The 16,869-nt window shown below is 40.3% G+C and carries 19 protein-coding genes; 15 read left to right on the top strand and 4 right to left on the bottom strand.

Annotated elements, in window-relative coordinates; all coding sequences use genetic code 11:
- The 12 genes from IPH84_07150 (at position 1) to IPH84_07095 (ending at position 11,083) form a co-directional block, all read left to right on the top strand.
- Entirely contained in the window at positions 1–1,002 is a 1,002-nt protein-coding gene (locus tag IPH84_07150) for a hypothetical protein (protein MBK7172998.1), read from the top strand.
- Positions 1,002–1,991 carry a VWA domain-containing protein gene (locus IPH84_07145; GenBank protein MBK7172997.1) on the top strand — a complete coding sequence of 330 codons (990 nt, stop codon included), beginning with the start codon at positions 1,002–1,004 and terminating at the stop codon, positions 1,989–1,991. Before IPH84_07150 ends, IPH84_07145 begins: the two co-directional genes overlap by 1 nt.
- Positions 1,992–2,006: 15 nt before the next feature.
- A complete protein-coding gene (locus IPH84_07140) occupies positions 2,007–3,041 on the top strand; it encodes a VWA domain-containing protein (GenBank protein ID MBK7172996.1) in 1,035 nt (344 codons plus the stop codon).
- On the top strand, positions 3,034–3,699 hold the full coding sequence (locus IPH84_07135) for a tetratricopeptide repeat protein (GenBank protein MBK7172995.1): 666 nt from the start codon (positions 3,034–3,036) through the stop codon (positions 3,697–3,699). Before IPH84_07140 ends, IPH84_07135 begins: the two co-directional genes overlap by 8 nt.
- 73 nt (positions 3,700–3,772) lie before the next feature.
- Positions 3,773–5,647 (top strand): protein BatD, encoded by a 1,875-nt coding sequence (locus IPH84_07130; protein MBK7172994.1) that lies wholly within the window; start codon positions 3,773–3,775, stop codon positions 5,645–5,647.
- Entirely contained in the window at positions 5,644–6,450 is an 807-nt protein-coding gene (locus IPH84_07125) for a tetratricopeptide repeat protein (GenBank protein ID MBK7172993.1), read from the top strand. Before IPH84_07130 ends, IPH84_07125 begins: the two co-directional genes overlap by 4 nt.
- A gap of 87 nt (positions 6,451–6,537) precedes the next feature.
- A complete protein-coding gene (locus tag IPH84_07120; GenBank protein ID MBK7172992.1) occupies positions 6,538–7,359 on the top strand; it encodes a TonB family protein in 822 nt (273 codons plus the stop codon).
- Between the two features lie 40 nt (positions 7,360–7,399).
- Complete coding sequence (locus IPH84_07115; protein ID MBK7172991.1) at positions 7,400–8,311, top strand: DUF3078 domain-containing protein; 912 nt, start codon at positions 7,400–7,402, stop codon at positions 8,309–8,311.
- Positions 8,312–8,364: 53 nt separating this feature from the next.
- Entirely contained in the window at positions 8,365–8,769 is a 405-nt protein-coding gene (gene mscL, locus IPH84_07110; GenBank protein ID MBK7172990.1) for a large-conductance mechanosensitive channel protein MscL, read from the top strand.
- 202 nt (positions 8,770–8,971) lie between these two features.
- Positions 8,972–9,409, top strand: coding sequence for a hypothetical protein (locus IPH84_07105; GenBank protein MBK7172989.1), 438 nt, complete (start codon positions 8,972–8,974; stop codon positions 9,407–9,409).
- 48 nt (positions 9,410–9,457) lie between these two features.
- Positions 9,458–10,519 carry a magnesium/cobalt transporter CorA gene (corA, locus tag IPH84_07100; GenBank protein MBK7172988.1) on the top strand — a complete coding sequence of 354 codons (1,062 nt, stop codon included), beginning with the start codon at positions 9,458–9,460 and terminating at the stop codon, positions 10,517–10,519.
- A gap of 51 nt (positions 10,520–10,570) precedes the next feature.
- Entirely contained in the window at positions 10,571–11,083 is a 513-nt protein-coding gene (locus IPH84_07095; protein ID MBK7172987.1) for a metallophosphoesterase family protein, read from the top strand.
- A 6-nt stretch (positions 11,084–11,089) separates the two neighbouring features.
- On the opposite strand, the gene IPH84_07090 is transcribed toward IPH84_07095, so the two are convergent.
- Positions 11,090–11,605, bottom strand: a complete 516-nt coding sequence (locus tag IPH84_07090; GenBank protein ID MBK7172986.1) for a DUF4293 domain-containing protein — start codon at positions 11,603–11,605, stop codon at positions 11,090–11,092.
- Between the two features lie 112 nt (positions 11,606–11,717).
- Between IPH84_07090 and IPH84_07085 the strand changes: the two genes are divergently transcribed.
- Positions 11,718–12,371, top strand: a complete 654-nt coding sequence (locus IPH84_07085; protein ID MBK7172985.1) for an HAD family hydrolase — start codon at positions 11,718–11,720, stop codon at positions 12,369–12,371.
- A gap of 45 nt (positions 12,372–12,416) precedes the next feature.
- Here IPH84_07085 and IPH84_07080 read toward each other — a convergent pair whose 3' ends face one another.
- Positions 12,417–13,205, bottom strand: coding sequence for a toxin-antitoxin system YwqK family antitoxin (locus IPH84_07080; protein ID MBK7172984.1), 789 nt, complete (start codon positions 13,203–13,205; stop codon positions 12,417–12,419).
- 333 nt (positions 13,206–13,538) lie between these two features.
- Between IPH84_07080 and recR the strand changes: the two genes are divergently transcribed.
- Both recR and IPH84_07070 read left to right on the top strand, forming a co-directional pair.
- Entirely contained in the window at positions 13,539–14,159 is a 621-nt protein-coding gene (gene recR / locus IPH84_07075; protein ID MBK7172983.1) for a recombination protein RecR, read from the top strand.
- A gap of 119 nt (positions 14,160–14,278) precedes the next feature.
- Complete coding sequence (locus IPH84_07070; protein MBK7172982.1) at positions 14,279–14,995, top strand: pirin family protein; 717 nt, start codon at positions 14,279–14,281, stop codon at positions 14,993–14,995.
- Positions 14,996–15,003: 8 nt separating this feature from the next.
- On the opposite strand, the gene IPH84_07065 is transcribed toward IPH84_07070, so the two are convergent.
- On the bottom strand, positions 15,004–15,255 hold the full coding sequence (locus tag IPH84_07065) for a hypothetical protein (GenBank protein MBK7172981.1): 252 nt from the start codon (positions 15,253–15,255) through the stop codon (positions 15,004–15,006).
- Positions 15,256–15,332: 77 nt separating this feature from the next.
- Complete coding sequence (gene glmM / locus IPH84_07060; protein ID MBK7172980.1) at positions 15,333–16,730, bottom strand: phosphoglucosamine mutase; 1,398 nt, start codon at positions 16,728–16,730, stop codon at positions 15,333–15,335.
- Between the last annotated feature and the right edge of the window lie 139 nt (positions 16,731–16,869).

The following is a 16,869-nucleotide window of genomic DNA, read 5'->3' as shown; positions in this document are numbered from 1 at the left end:
ATGAATAGAATGAAACTGCCACATATACTTTTCCTTGCTTGTCTAACAGCCGGCCTGATGCTAATTGCCTCCTTCCAGGCTGAAGTCCGGGCACAAAAGGCAACTGCATCTCTTGATACCACTTCCATCAGACTTGGTGAACAAGTGCAGTTACAATTAAATGTTACCCTTCCTTCTGCAGCAAATGTGATTTGGCCAAGGTTTACCGATAGCACTTTTTCACCTGTTGAAATTTTGCATGCCTCAAAGGTGGACACAATTGAAACCTCAAGAAACAACTATCTTCAATATAAGCAGTTCATTACAATCACATCTTTTGATTCCGGCTACCACGTTATTCCGCCCATATCTGTTGAATACCAGATGAAAGGTGATCTTCAGACAATGGTCTCCGTTACCGATTCCCTGATACTTCATGTCAGGACTGTTGATGTTGATACAACCCGGGCTATAAAAGATATCAAGGGCAATATGGAAGCACCTATAACCCTTGCAGAACTATGGCCCGTTTTTGCCGGGATTGCCATTGTCGGCCTTATTGCAGGTTTTATATGGTACTATCTATGGCGGAAAAAAATGAAAAAACCCTTGTTCCCGGTTATTAAAAAGGCGCAGTTACCGCCCTGGCAACTGGCGCTGGAAAACCTTGACATTATTGAAGCCAAAAAGTTATGGCAAAACGGGAAGTACAAGGAATATCATACTGAAGTAACTGATGTTTTGCGTGTTTACCTGGAATCGCAATTCCGGATTCCGGCAATGGAAATGATCTCATCCGAGATCATGGATGCATTTCAGGGAAATGATCAATTGAAGCCTTTCAAGGAAAAAGTATGGCAAGTATTACAACTGGCTGACCTTGTAAAATTTGCTAAAGAGGTCCCGATTCCTGCTGAGAATGTGATGAGTCTTGAGAATTCAAGGGCATTTATTATCGAAACAAAACCAACTGAAAATCCGGAACCACAAAAAGAAGTGACCCTTACAAAAGAGCACATATGATGAGACTCACCTTTGCAGACCCTGAATACTTATGGTTGATGCTGCTGATTCCTGCAGCTATCGCCTGGTATGTCTACAGGCTGAGAAAGCATCATGCCACTCTGCAGGTATCTTCCATCAAAGCATTCAGTCAGCAAAGCCCTGGCTGGAGATTGTATGGAAGGTATATTCTTTTTGGAATGCGGTTAATGACAGCTGTTTTCTTTATTCTTGCCTTAGCAAGGCCCCAGACAAATATGAGTCGTCAGGATATCAGTGTGGAAGGCATTGACATTATGCTTGCCACTGATATTTCCCGCACCATGCTGGCTGAAGATCTGAAGCCTAACCGCCTGGAAGCAGCCAAACAAGTGGCCATTGATTTTATCAAAAGCAGGCCGGATGACCGGATCGGGTTGGTAGTATTCAGTGGAGAAAGTTTCACCCAATGCCCGCTAACCACTGATCATGCAAAACTCATTAACTTATTTGATGACATCAGGTTTGGCATCATTGACGACGGGACTGCCATTGGTGATGGTCTGGCCACAGCTGTTAGCAGGCTGAAAGAGAGCAAAGCCATAAGTAAGGTGATTATCCTGCTCACTGATGGGATAAATAACACTGGATCCCTTGACCCTCAATCCGCTGCAGAAATTGCTTCAATCTATGGTATCCGTATTTACACCATTGGCGCCGGCACAATGGGTTTCGCTCCGATTCCTGTTTCTACCCCATTTGGCATTCAATATATTCAGGAGCAAGTAGAAATTGATGAAGTTCTGATGAAGAAAATCTCTGCCATGACCAATGGTAAGTACTTCAGGGCAACCAATACAAGGAAACTGGAAGAAATATATAAAGAGATTGATCGATTGGAGAAATCCAAAATAGATGTCACTGAATTTAAAAGAAAGAAAGAAGAGTTTTTAATTTTTGCTTTGATAGGTCTTATCCTTTTGGGTATTGAAATACTTCTTAAAAACACTATACTTAGAACAATTCCTTAAGCCGAAAGCAACACTATGTTCCGACTTGCTCACCCAATGATGTTATACCTGCTGCTGCTCATACCGGCATTTGTGGCTATTTTCATCCTGGCTCAAAGGCAAAAGAAAAAGGCATTTAAAGCGTATGGTGAATGGACAATGTTGCTGCGCCTGATGCCTGATTATTCCGGGACCCGTAGCCTTCTCAAGTTCTTACTACTGATGCTGGCGTGGGTATTCCTGGTAATTGCATTAGCTGATCCCCAGACCGGTTCAAAACTAGAAAAAATAAAAAGGAAAGGCATTGACCTGGTATTTGTTTTGGATGTTTCCAATAGTATGCTGGCCCAGGATATTGCACCCAACAGACTTGAACGCGCGAAGCAAGCTATATCCAGGCTCCTTGACAACCTCGAGAACGACAGGGTAGGTTTGGTTGTATTTGCAGGTAAATCCTATATTCAAATGCCTATCACGACTGATTATTCAGCAACGAAGCTGTATTTGTCAGGAATAAGCCCCGGTATGATACCTACCCAGGGAACAGCAATTGGTGATGCTATTGAGACCGCCATTTCCTGCTTTGGGAAAAACAAGCAAAACAAAGCCATCATCCTGATTTCAGATGGAGAAAATCATGAGGATGATGCTATAGAAGCTGCGTCAGCAGCAGCATCAGCGGGTATCAGGGTATATACAATCGGAATGGGACTACCTGATGGAGCACCTATTCCCATCTACAACTCGGGGGTTCAGATCGGATATAAGAAAGATCACCAGGGGAATACAGTCATTTCCAGGCTGAGTGATGAATTGATGCAAGATGTGGCAAAAGCAGGTAAAGGCGTGTATATCAGGGCCAATAATTCTCAGGCTGGTATAAATGAAGTATTCGACCAAATTAATAGCCTGGAGAAAGTAGAATATGATTCACAAATATTCTCTGATTATGAGGATCGTTATCAATTTTTCCTTCTGGCAGCCTTACTACTAATCATAACCGAAATCCTGATTTCCGATAAAAAGAGCCGGTTAGCCGGAAAACTAAAACTGTTCCAGCCGAATGAATAAATCTGAAATCCATAGAATAATCATTTCAGTGCTGATACTTCTTGCCTGGGTATCTCTTTATGCTCAGCCTGCCCAGAAATATATCAGGGAGGGCAATTCATACTTCCAGGATGGCAAATTCAAGGAAGCTGAAATTGATTACAGGAAAGCCCTTGAAAAATCACCGAAATCCACCAAAGCTGCTTACAACCTGGGGAATTCACAGTACAAGCAGCAGAACTATAACGAAGCCTCAGCTTCTTACCAGCGGCTGGCATCCGAACCGGCGAACAAGAACCTTGCTCAATTATATCATAACCTGGGTAACTCCTATCTGCAATCTCAGAAATACAATGAGAGCATCGATGCATTTAAAAAAGCCTTAAGGTTGAATCCAAAGGATGAAGATACACGTTACAACCTGGCATATGCAATGACTAAACTTCAGCAGCAGAAAGACAAAAAGCAACAGGAGCAGAAAAACAAACAACAGCAGCAACAACAGCAAAACCAACAACAACAGAATAACCAACAACAGCAGAAGCAGAATCAAAAGATGTCGAAGCAAGATGCTGACAGGATGTTAAATGCGCTAAGGAACAATGAGAAACGAACCATGGATAAGGTAAAGAAGCAGAAAGCAAATGCATCTGCGGTTCAGCCTGAGAAAGACTGGTAGCCTGACTATTTGATTCTTAAACCATTCATATCTTTGCCATTTCATTCAGAATAGCTGTAAATGAGTATACAAAATGAAGCGTAACCTTTTCTTTATAGCATTCTTTTTCTTAATCCTGGGCACAGCATGGGCGCAAGATGCAACATTTTATGCCCAGGGACCCAGGCAGGTGAATCTGGGACAGCGATTCTACCTAACTTTTACTGTCAACCAGGAAGGTACAGGGTTCATTAGTCCTGAGATTCAGCACTTTGATGTTTTATCAGGCCCTACTGTTCAGACTAATACACAATATCAGAGTGTTAATGGAAAGGTCAGCCAATCCATGTCCTTTTCCTACACCTTTGTGCTTATGGCTACAGAAGCTGGTAACTTCACTATTCCTCCTGCCACCATCACTGTAAAGGGAAAAAAAATAAGTTCCAATACTATTACCATTTCAGTTTATAACCCTGGTTCTTCCCAACAGAAGTCAGCAGGTCAATCCACTCCAAAAGGCAATCAGAACAGCGCACAGCAGGATGCTATCGGAAATGACATCTTCCTCAAAGCAGTTTCAAATAAGTCCAATCCTTATATTGGAGAAGAGATTATTATAACGTATAAATTATATACCACCACTACTGAACTCAGTATAAATAATCCGGAAAAAGTACCTTCATATCCCGGTTTCTGGTCACAGAACCAGAATTTATTGAAGGGGCTTGACCGTTTTCCGCAGTACAAGGAAACCGTAAATGGTAAAACCTATGTAGTTGCTGAGATCAGGAAAGAGGCTCTGTTCCCTCAAAAGACCGGAAGTTTGACCATTGCTCCACTTGAGCAGAGTGTTGTATATCGTGTTAAAGTTAAAGGCAGGAGTGCCATTGCTGATGATCCGTTTTTCAATGATCCCTTTTTCAAGAATTTTTTCGATGACTCCAATTTTGGCATTGGTTATCAGAATGTTGAAAAATCATTAAAATCGAATCCTATTACTGTACAGGTGAAGCCCTTGCCCCAACAGAACAAACCAGTTGATTTTACCGGTGCTGTCGGGCAATTCACCTTCAAGCCCTCATTAGATCGAAGTGAGTTGAAAGCAAATGAAGCTATGACGCTAAAGCTCATGGTTTCAGGATCAGGTAATCTCAACCTGATTGATAAGCCCAACATTACATTCCCTCCTGATTTTGAGGTCTATGATCCCAAGATTGTGGATAATATTAAATCCAGTACGTCAGGAGTATCAGGTTCCCGGACTTTTGAATACCTGATTATTCCCCGCACGGCAGGTGACTTCAGGATAGCACCTGTGCAATTTGCTTATTTTGACCTTAATAAAAAAGATTTTGTAACATTATTGTCGCCTGAGTATATTATTAAGGTAAATAAAGGTGATGGCAGTACCGGCAGTGATCTTACCACAATTAAACAAGATGTTAAGTATATAGGCAATGATATTCATTACCTGATGGATAAGCCATTAATGCTGAATCCTGTTGGGAGGCACTTTTTTGGGGGAAACATTTTCTGGATGCTTTTCGCATTCCCCATTTTACTTTTCATTCTTTTCCTGGTTATTTGGAGGAACCATCTCCGGTTGAACAGTGACAGCAGCCTGGTTCGACTTCGCAAGGCTACCAGGGTTGCCACACAGCGTTTAAAGAAGGCGAAATCACTCCTCTCCCCTTCCACTCAGGAAGCTTTCCATATTGAGATTTCTCTGGCTTTATGGGGCTATATCAGTGACAAATTCAATATCCCACTTGCAGAGCTATCTATGGAAACGGCATCTGAAAGTTTATCCCGCCGAAATGTGGATCCTGCTCTGATTTCCAGATTTATTGATACACTTCAACACTGTGAATTTGCCAGGTTTGCACCGGGTGACAAAGGGAAAAACATGGAAAACCTCTATAAGGAGGCGATTGAAGTCATTTCAAATACTGAAGAACAATTAAAATGATCAAAGACATGAGGTTCAATTCTTCAACATTGTTGAATTCCTTTTCAGGAAGGCGATTGCTCTTTTTGATCTTTTTAGTGTATTCCTTTACAGCTTTGAGGGCTCAGACTACTGACGGGTTATCTCTGAAAGCAAGGAAGGCATATGATATTGGTCAGTATGAGCAGAGCATTCAGTTGTATGAAAAAATCCTTTCACAAGGGTTGGAATCTTCTACCCTCTATTACAACCTGGGCAATGCATATTTCAGGAATAAAGAGTTACCGCTGGCTATCTTATATTTTGAGAAAGCTTTGAAGTTAGATCCTACGAATAGTGATATAAAGCACAACCTTACAATCTCTTATAGCAGGATAACAGATAAAGTTGAAAATGTTCCTGAATTATTCTACAAAAGATGGTGGAAGGCCCTTATAAATTCTTTTAGTCTCAATCTACTGGCAATTTTTATCATCCTTTTTCTCACTTTGTCGTTATTAACCTTTGGCATTTACCTCACTTCCAGGAGGCTACCTATTCGGAGATTTTCATTTTATTCAGCTCTACTGTTCATTGCCTTCATGGCAATACTGCTTTATGCTGCAAATCAAAAAGAGCACTATCTGTTAGTTGAACATGAGGCCATTGTATTTACTCCAACAGTTACTATCAAAAGCTCACCAGATGTCACAAGTACTGACCTTTTCGTTATTCATGAAGGCTTGAAGGTTACATTGCTTGACCAGATCGGTGAATGGAGAGAAATAAGGATTGCAAATGGTAGTGTAGGATGGTTGAAAGAATCAGATATTCGCAAAATTTAGTTATCCCATTACCGGGAGCAATTTGCATTCCGTAATTTTCTTTTTTATCTTAGCATTTCATTCACTCCTTTCAGGCATAGTATTTGTATGAAATGGACTCTTATTATTTCGGCCATCACCCTTTCAGGACTTTTGAGCATCACACTTTGTTCAGAAGCACAGGAATATATTCCGGCACAACCAAGGGGAGGTGAAAGATTAGCAAGAGAATTTATTGATGAAGAAATGATTTATCCACCTTTAGCTTTAAAGAATTCGGTGCAGGGCGACGTTGTATTTGATTTTATTATTCAGGAACAGGGACTGGTTAAGAACCTGGTAATCAAGGAGCCTATTGATCCGCTTTTAAAGAAGGAAGCAATTCGTTTATTCAATTTAATCATTTGGGAACCAGCTGAATACAGGGGAAAAGCTGTTGAAAGTAAAAAGAGCTATTCCTTCCGTTTTAACATCAGAAACTATAAAAAAGCTTGCAGAAACAGAGGATACGATACATTTCCATTTCCAACAGAGAACGTAGATAGTTCCGGCACCATATATCAGTATAAATATGTAGATGTCCAGCCCTTCCCATTTTTTGAAGAGGCAGAAACAGATCTGCAAAAATTCATGGCTGAAAATTTTACCTATCCGGAAGAAGCTCTCAAACGAAACATCACTGGTATTGTCAAATTAAATTTTATCGTCGAGCCGCATGGAAGAATTTCCAATATTCGCACTATTGAACATGTTGGGGCAGGATGCACTGAAGAAGCTATAAGGCTGGTAAAACTTCTTAAGTGGAAAGCCGGAATATATAACGGGAAATCAGTGAGGGTAACTGTAAACATGCCCATTACATTTGGACTTAATTCTGATGGTGGCAGCTATAAGGTAGCTCCTGCTGCAGGACAAACAACTTTTCAATAACCTGAAATACTTAATAATTACAAACCAAACCCTATAATTTATGAAACAATTATGCCTACTCTTTTCATTTTTAATGAGTTCATTACTATTTCTTACAGTTCAAGCACAAACAGATACCACCAGGCACTGGAAATCGAAAATAGAAACTTCTCTGGGAGTTTCTCAAACCTCTTTAACCCATTGGTCAAAAGGGGGTGAGAATTCAGTATCTGCCAAGGGGATGATAAACATTTTTGAAGATTATACAAAAGGTAAATTTACCTGGAATAATTATCTGGGTGCGGCCTATATGGTTCAAAAACAGGAGAGTTTCACCAAGTGGAGGAAAGCTGACGACAAGATCAATATTTTCACAAAGGCTGGCCTTTATGCCTGGAAACATTGGGATTATACAGGTCTTCTGGAGTTCAAGTCACAATTTGCAAAAGGATATAATTATCCGGATGAATCGAAATACAATTCAAAATTCATGTCACCTGCTTACTTTCAACTGGCTATTGGTTTAAGCTACAAACCGGTTGATTATTTTTCAGTATTATTATCTCCAATCGGAGCCCGTGTTACAATTGTTAATGATGACAGTCTATCCGCAGCAGGGGTTTTCGGAGTTGAAGCAGGAGAGAAATCACTACTCCAGGCTGGAGCCTCGGTGAATGCTATCTTTAAAAAAGACCTTTTCAAGAATATAAACCTGATGTCGAAGCTTGACCTCTTCTCTGATTACAGTAAGGATCCCAGGAACCTATTGGATGTCTGGATTGTAAGCTGGGAGAATAACCTCATTCTGAAGGTGAACAAATTCATCTCTGTTAATGTTGCCACCATGTTGATTTATGATGACAACATCTTATGGAAAGACCCAAAAAGCACTGATTTAGAAGACAAGGGACATCCCACTGCACAATTCATGGAAACCATTTCAGTTGGTTTTGCTTATAGTTTTACCCGTTAACAAGATTTCCAGATCATTTATTCATATCAGTATAAACCTAAAAATCAATAAAAATGGCACTAGTAAAAGAATTTAAGGAATTTGCCATGAGAGGCAATGTTGTAGATCTGGCTGTCGGTGTAATCATCGGCGGCGCATTTGGCAAGATAGTATCATCCTTTGTGAATGATGTTCTAATGCCACCTATTGGTGTATTGCTTGGCGGCCTGGATTTCAAGGATTTCAAGGCTACCCTTATTGCAGCAACAGCAGAAAAACCAGAGGTTACCTTGAATTATGGATTATTCCTTCAAAATGTGATTGATTTTGTCATCATCGCTTTTGTTATTTTCATGTTTATCAAGGCCATTAACTCCACCAAGAAAAAAGCTATTGAAGCTCCTGCTGCTCCTCCGGCACCTTCCAATGAAGAGATTCTGTTAACCCAGATCAGAGATCTTCTTAAGGAAAAAAAATAAACTCACCAGCCTTAATTGGATACTGAGCCCGGTTAATTACCGGGCTTAGTTTTTATTAAAGCTTCCAGCAGCAAATCTTGAAACAATGTCCCTCAGATATAAACTTTTCTGCTGATCCGATGTTTTGGAATTATGTCTTTCATTTTGAAAGAATCGGTTAATTCTATTGTTATTTATTCATCCCAAATAAAATTATTTACTGATGTTAGAAAACCTATTACAACTTGTCAAAGAGAATGCCGGTGAAGCCATTATTAATAACCCGGTTATTCCAAATGAGAAAAATGATGAAGCTATATCCACTGCTTCCAAATCCATATTCAATTCATTGCAGGAACAGGTTCAGAGCGGGGGGCTTGATTCAATAACCGGTTTATTCAAAGGTGGAAGTTCAGCATCCGGCGACATGGTGAATGGCATCTCAGGAAAGGCTGTCGGCGATTTGATGAATAAATTTGGAATTGATAGCGGGGCCGCTACACAAATTGCATCGCAACTTATCCCAACGGTGATGAATAAACTGGTTAGCAAGACTAATGACCCGAATGACTCAAGTTTCGATTTACAAGGTATTTTAGGCTCACTTACAGGCGGAAAAAGCGGAGGACTTATGGATACTGTTAAAGGAATTTTTGGCTAATCATGTATTCGCTTCTTAACCTGAATTGTTTATTTGTAACTTCACGTAATGAATGAAGCAGCAAAAAAAAGGTTAAGCAAAAAAGCCGGACTGCCTCCGGGAAGTCTTGTTTATACAGGGAGTCGTGCCCAACCCACTACATTTACACTGGTTTCCTATGATAAGGATAACTTTAAAATGCTTGAAAACATAAGTGTTCAGGCAGTAATTGAGGGTATTGGAGCCAATATGTCGAACTGGCTGATTATAACAGGATTTGGGGATACTGAAAGCCTGGAGAAAGTAGGAAGTCATTTCGAGATATCCTCCCTGATTCTGGAAGACATTTTCAATGTTGAACACCTTCCAAAGGTTGAAGATTTAGGCACCAGTATCTTCATTACCCTTAAAAGCCTTAAACTAAATGGTAAGAAAGTTATCGAAACCGGGCAAATTAGTATTTTCCTTGGAAAAAACGTTCTGATCACTTTCCAGGAGGAACAAAGCAATCTATTCGACCCGGTAATTGAACGGCTTAAAAACGCAAAAGGAACCGGACGCCTTAAGCAGGAAGATTTTCTTGCCTATCTCCTGATTGATCATATTGTAGATCAATATTACCTATTGCTTGATAATTGTGAGGACCAGGTAGAAGTTTTAGAGAAAAACCTGTTTACGGATCCAAAGTTTGAAAATGCTGCCAGATTTCTCCATTTCAAGAAAATGTTGTCGGTATTGAGAAGATCTATTTATCCATTCAAAGAGGAAATACGTTATCTCACAAGGGAGGAATCCCCAGTTATTAGCAGTGCAACCCGTCAATACCTAAATGATGTACATGACCACCTGAATCACATCATACAAACGATTGACAACTATCGAGAAATGGTATCATCCATGCTGGACCTTCAGGCAGCCAATGCGTCCAATCGCATGAACGGAATTATGAAAACCCTGACCCTGGTTTCCACCATTTTTATTCCCCTGACTTTTGCTGTTGGAATTTATGGAATGAATTTCAGGTACATGCCGGAACTGGAATGGAAATATGGATATCCTGCATTTATGGTACTCATGGCGATCCTCAGTTATGGAATGTATTTGTTCATGAAAAGAAGGCGTTGGTTTTAATAATTAGCAGCAAATTTAATATTTTATCATCATGCACATCAGATTGTATCCATGAAACGTATCGGACTAATCAGTGACACTCATGGCTATATTCATCCCAGGATTTATGATTTTTTCTCAGATTGCGATGAAATCTGGCATGCCGGGGATATCGGGAACTATGAAACAGCGGCCAGTTTAGCAAAATTTAAATTGCTGCGTGCTGTTCATGGCAATATTGACGGTACAGAAGTAAGATCAAGTTATCCACGGGTACTTTTATTTCCGATTGAAGAGGTAAAAGTATTTATCACTCATATTGGAGGGTATCCAGGCAGGTATGAGAAAGAAGCGATTAGTATAATTCGTACTGAAAAACCTGGCATATTTATTTCAGGACATTCGCATATACTTAAAGTGATATACGATCAGAAGAACCAGCTTTTGCACATCAATCCGGGGGCAGCCGGTAAATCAGGGATGCATCACCTGATTACATTTATCAGGTTTATCATTGATGGAAAGGATATCAGGGAACTGGAAATCTGTGAGATTCCCCGGGCAAGTCAAATTATGACTCCATAAATATTCTTATCTCAATCTGTCGCTGGAACGGACAAGTTTCTCATCGCGTTTAATAGCCCTGTTTGCCAGAACCAGAAACATCAGGGAAACAATAGGAAGGTAAATACCGATTCCATTGGCAAAATCAGGATTTATACCTGTCTTCTTTTCGATCAAGGGCACATAAACGAATAAAACGGCCAGGATGAAAAGGATATTCAGCAAGACCGCAATATTGGTCAGCTGAATCTGCTTAGGCCTGTTTTTGAATAGGCTGATGGACATTCCGGCCAGGACGGCAATAGCTATTGCACCAATGATGAGAGGAAGGAAGTATGAAATCTCAAAAGGCACTGGTCCGCCCGGGGCCATATTTTTTAATCCGCTTATAAAAAGTTTTAAATAGGCTAACTCTGAGAAAAATGTTGCCATTGGGAAAAACAGCAGCATAAAAAGTGCGATGATGGAAAGCGCAAGGTAAACAGTCTGGATTCGCTGGATCATAGGATTAATGTTGTAGGATGCAAATATACTATAATTCATTTGAACGGAAATAAAGCCTAATCAAGCAGATTTAGCAAGAGATGCATGAAATTCTTAACTTTTTTCATCAAATTTGCCTTTAGAGAAATTGCAGAACAAAACAATGAATTAATTGGAAACAAAAGGGACAATTATTTGGGACTGGAATGGCACTTTGCTGGATGATACAGCAATCTGTCTTGACTCTATGAATCAGATGTTAAGCCATCGTCATCTTCCTTTATTGACCCTGGAAAAATACCGTGAGGTTTTTACTTTCCCGGTGATCCAATATTATACTACCATTGGATTTGATTTTGAAACAGAGCCCTGGGATAAAGCAGCCATCGGGTTCATTGAATTATACCTGGAAGCCTTACCTGGCGCTCAACTTGCTACCGGAGCCATTGAGATGCTTGAATTTTTCAAACAACAGGGTTACCAGCAAGCCATTATATCTGCAATGCAACATGATGCCCTTCTGAAATCTGTTGATGTACTTGGGATCACCAGGTATTTCGATTATATAGGCGGCATTGGAGATCATTATGGAGCAGGTAAAATCGAGAATGCCAGGAATTTCTTTTCAGATTTCAATCTTAGTCCTTCGTCAGTCACACTTCTCGGAGATACACTTCATGATGCAGAAGTAGCAGAAGAATTGGGATCGTCTTGCATCCTGATAGCAAATGGGCATCAGTCGAAACAAAGGCTGGTAGAATCAGGCCACCTGGTTATTGATAATCTCAAGAAATTATTGGATCATTTTCTAAAGAATCCTTGCTAAAAAGGATGAATTCTGAAGGATTCAGTGATCTGCACAGCCAGGAAGTTACTCCTTCTTTATTTCAGGAGATTCCTGGTGAAGTTCCTTATCGCGTTCTTTATCATAATACGTTTCCGAGAGCAGATTCCCATTATCAAATTCTCTTACACTTTCCTTCTGCCCGTTTTGTTTATAGTTTTCCCAAATTCCATTTTTCAGGTCATTTTTATAATTTCCTCTTGTCATAATTGCACCATCCGGAAAGTAAAACTTGGCCGGCCCCTGACGTAGTCCATCGATATACATCGCTTCCGCCTTGATATTCCCTGTAGGGAAATACTGTTTCCATGAGCCTTCTTTTAATCCATTCCGGTAGGTAAATTCTTCCATCACTTTCAATCCCTGGTAGTAAACTTTCCAAACTCCTGCAGGCAACCCTTTTGACCAATTTTCCTCAGAGGCAAGTTCACCAAGGTCATTATAGTATTTCCAGTTACCATCCTTTTTCTGGTCGATATAATTACCTTCGGCCATTTTGATTCCATTTTGATAAAATGCAGTATTCAGGACAATATTTCCGGTGGCAGGATAAAGCAAAGTACTTCTTAATTTTCCGTCAGGATAGAAATAGTGGAATTCACCAATAGGTTTATCATCCTTAAAAGTACCCTCATAGATTTTGATTCCCTGGGCATCGTTTTTAACCCAGGCCCCTTGTTTTCGACCTCTGCTATCCACCTGGTTAATGCCTGTTCCCGGGTCAGGCTGGGCAAAAATCGATTCAGAACTGATAAATGCAAAAAGCAAAACCAAAACTACTATTCGTATACCAGAACATTGAATCCCTATCCGCATGTTATATTGTATTAAAAATTAAATTTATCATAACGAACCATCCCATCTCCAATTCAGAAAAAATTTCCATGATTATTTATTTCCATTCAAATGCAATACACCTTTCAAAGCAAAAGAAATTACAGATTACACGGTGAAAATGACTAATTTTGGATAATTGTGCTTTGGCTGACAGTTGGATCCCCGACTTGCCATTATGATGCTGCCTTTCATTGATCCTGGTTTCGTGATACAAAAGTAAGCAAGCATTAAATACTGTCACAAATTTTTGTCAACTGAATGAAAACGGATGATCTCTGACCGTTTTCATCAATTATTATCAAGGCAGCGATCATGGAACAACAACTCACTTCTATCCTCTTACAAAACGCGGTTCAGGAATTAACCCGTTTACCGGGAATTGGCAAAAAAACAGCCTTACGTCTGGCTCTGCACCTTTTAAGGCAGCCGGCAGAAATTGCAACTGCTTTGGGTGAGTCAGTCATTAAACTGAGGAATGACATCCAATATTGTAAGACCTGTCACACTATATCTGATGGTGATAAATGTATGGTTTGTTCTGATTCCAGGCGTGATCATTCAACTATCTGTGTTGTAGAAGACATCAGGGATATGATGGCAATTGAAAACACCTCCCAGTTTCATGGGGCTTATCATATTTTAGGAGGAGTAATTTCTCCAATGGAAGGCATTGGTCCATCTGATCTCATGATTGCTTCTCTTATTGAAAAATCAAGATCCGGAAGTCTGAAAGAGGTTATCCTCGCCCTTCCCTCTACCGTTGAAGGGGATACTACAAACTTTTACATTTTCAAAACGTTAAAGGATACAGGGATAGCTATTACAACCATAGCAAGAGGGATACCGGTAGGTGATGAACTTGACTATACTGATGAAATCACCTTAGGCAGATCTATTCTTAACAGGCAGGTATACCAGGGAATGGGACGTTAACCATTTTTGTTGTTGAAATTCCAGGCATTCTATATTAATTTCTTCAGCATGCAATATTGCTGAAAGCAATTGGAGCCCATAAACATCTTTATAAATTCATAATTACGAATAAAGCAATCATGAGTATTGAATTTCATCCTTCCAAAGACAGGGGTCATGCAAACCACGGATGGCTTGACACTTATCACAATTTCAGTTTTGCTGAGTATTTTAATCCGTTAAGAGAGCAGTTTGGATTATTGAGGGTATTGAATGACGATACCATTATTGGAGGAAGTGGATTTGGTGAACATGGTCATAAAAACATGGAGATCATTTCGATTCCTTTAATTGGTGAACTTGAACATAAGGACAGTATGGGTCATTCAGAAGTGATTAGTCCTGATGATGTGCAGGTGATGTCAGCCGGAAGCGGGATTCAGCATTCTGAATTTAATCACCATGCTGATAATCCCTGCAATTTCCTTCAAATCTGGATTTATACCAGGGAAAAGGATATTCAGCCAAGGTATGATCAGCTTTCTTTCAATAAAATACAAAGAAAAAATAAGGTCCAGCTGCTTGTAACTCCGGATACGGATCAGGATGATGATGCTTTGTGGATTCACCAGGATGCCTGGATATCAAGGGTCAACCTTGAGCATGGTGTAAACATTACCTATAAGATTCACAAATCAGGGAACCAGGTATTTTGTTTCCTGATTGAAGGGAGAACGACAATTGAAGGTTTTGCACTTGGATCGAGAGATGCACTTGGCATTGCTGAGATTTCGCGCATTCATATTAATAGTAATGCAGCATCTGACCTCCTGATTATTGAGGTACCGTCAGCGTAACAGTCAGATTAGTTTCCGGAATGGCTTGATGGACCCTCAAGTAAATCGAAGATAGACATCTGATTTGCAGCAACCTGGGCATCAAAATGGTCATGATGAAAATGGTTCTTTTCCAGAAACTCTTTCAATGCCCTGCGGAAAACTTTGTTTGCAGTGGTATCATGCTTCTTACAAAATCCCTTCAACTGTTTCTTTGTTGATTCCGGAATTTTAAAATCTGCTCTATAGAATTTAACCTTTTTTCTTTTCTTCCTTGGCATTGGATGTTGCTTTATGACAGAGAGCAATAAAGTAAAGAAATATTCCGATACGTAATTCGCTGTCGGACAAGAAAATTTCAGGATATGATGCCTGCGATTTCCCTGATATCTGCCATAATTTTTTTTGCAAGGTCCTCAGCCTTTGAAGAAAGAGTGCTTTCTGAATAGATTCGGATAATAGGTTCAGTATTGGATTTCCTCAAATGAACCCATTCCTTGCCAAATTCAATTTTTACCCCATCGACTGTATTAACAGGTTGACCTTTATATTTCGCAGCCACCCCTTCGAGAATTGCATCTACATCCATACTGGCATCCAATGCAATTTTGTTTTTTGAAATAGTATAATCCGGATAGGTTTTACGCAATGCTGAACATGATAAACCTGTGATAGCCAGGTGTGAAAGGAATAAAGCGATACCAGCCAAAGCATCCCGGCCGTAGTGAATTGCGGGATAAATTACACCCCCGTTTCCTTCACCACCAATTACCGCATTCACTGATTTCATCATGCTGACAACATTTACTTCACCCACTGCAGCAGCTGAATGATTACCTCCAGCCGCTTCGGTGACATCTCGTAAAGCCCTTGTAGATGAAAGGTTTGAAACTGTATTACCAGGCTTATGTTTTAGCACATAGTCAGAAACTGCGACCAGGGTATACTCTTCGCCAAACATGGAACCATCTTCAGAGATGATAGCCAGCCTGTCAACATCCGGATCCACAGCAAAACCAAGGTGAGCCTTTGCTGTAAGAACAGCAGCAGATAAATCCTTCAGGTTTTCAGGTAATGGTTCAGGGTTATGAGAGAATAATCCGTCCGGTTTACAATTTACTTCAATCACTTGTTTTACCCCCAATGCTTCGAGTAATGGTGGCAGGGCAATTCCACCCGTTGAATTCACACAATCGATGGCTACGACAAACCCTGCTGACCTGATGGCTTCGATATTTACCAGGGGCATGGAAAGCACCTCCTTTATATGGTCATTGATAGCTTTATCATAAGATTTATAGGTCCCGATGGCTTCTATCCCAGCGGCAGGAATTGCATCCGACTCTGCAAGTCTGAGTATTTCTTCCCCGTCATTTCCATCCAGGAACTCCCCTTTCTCATTCAGAAGTTTAAGAGCATTCCAATGACCGGGATTATGACTGGCCGTAATGATGATTCCACCATCTGCTTTATGAGAGGTAACTGCTACTTCCACTGTGGGTGTGGTACTCAGTCCCAGGTCGGTAACATCAGCCCCCATGCCAACCAGAGTGCCTGTCACCAATTGATTGACCATCCAGCCGGATACCCTGGCATCCCGGCCAATCACGATATGAACCTTTGAATGGCCTGCTCTCTTAGAGATAAATGAAACATATGCAGAGGTAAACCTGATAATATCCTGAGGTGTAAGGCCGTCGCCAGGAAGCCCTCCAATTGTACCCCTGATGCCTGAAATACTTTTTATTAACGCCATTGTCAAAAGAAATTAACTAAAAATTAAGAAGTCGGATGCAAAGATAAACACATCTCTTAATACGGAAGGGATGATTTTACAGATGAGAGGTTGAATCTGCTTCAGGAGAGCAATCTATGTGTGGATTTTTCAACAAAAT

The organism is Bacteroidales bacterium (genome assembly GCA_016707785.1).
In the GTDB taxonomy this organism is placed as follows: domain Bacteria; phylum Bacteroidota; class Bacteroidia; order Bacteroidales; family UBA4417; genus UBA4417.
This window is presented reverse-complemented; position numbering and strand designations above follow the sequence as displayed.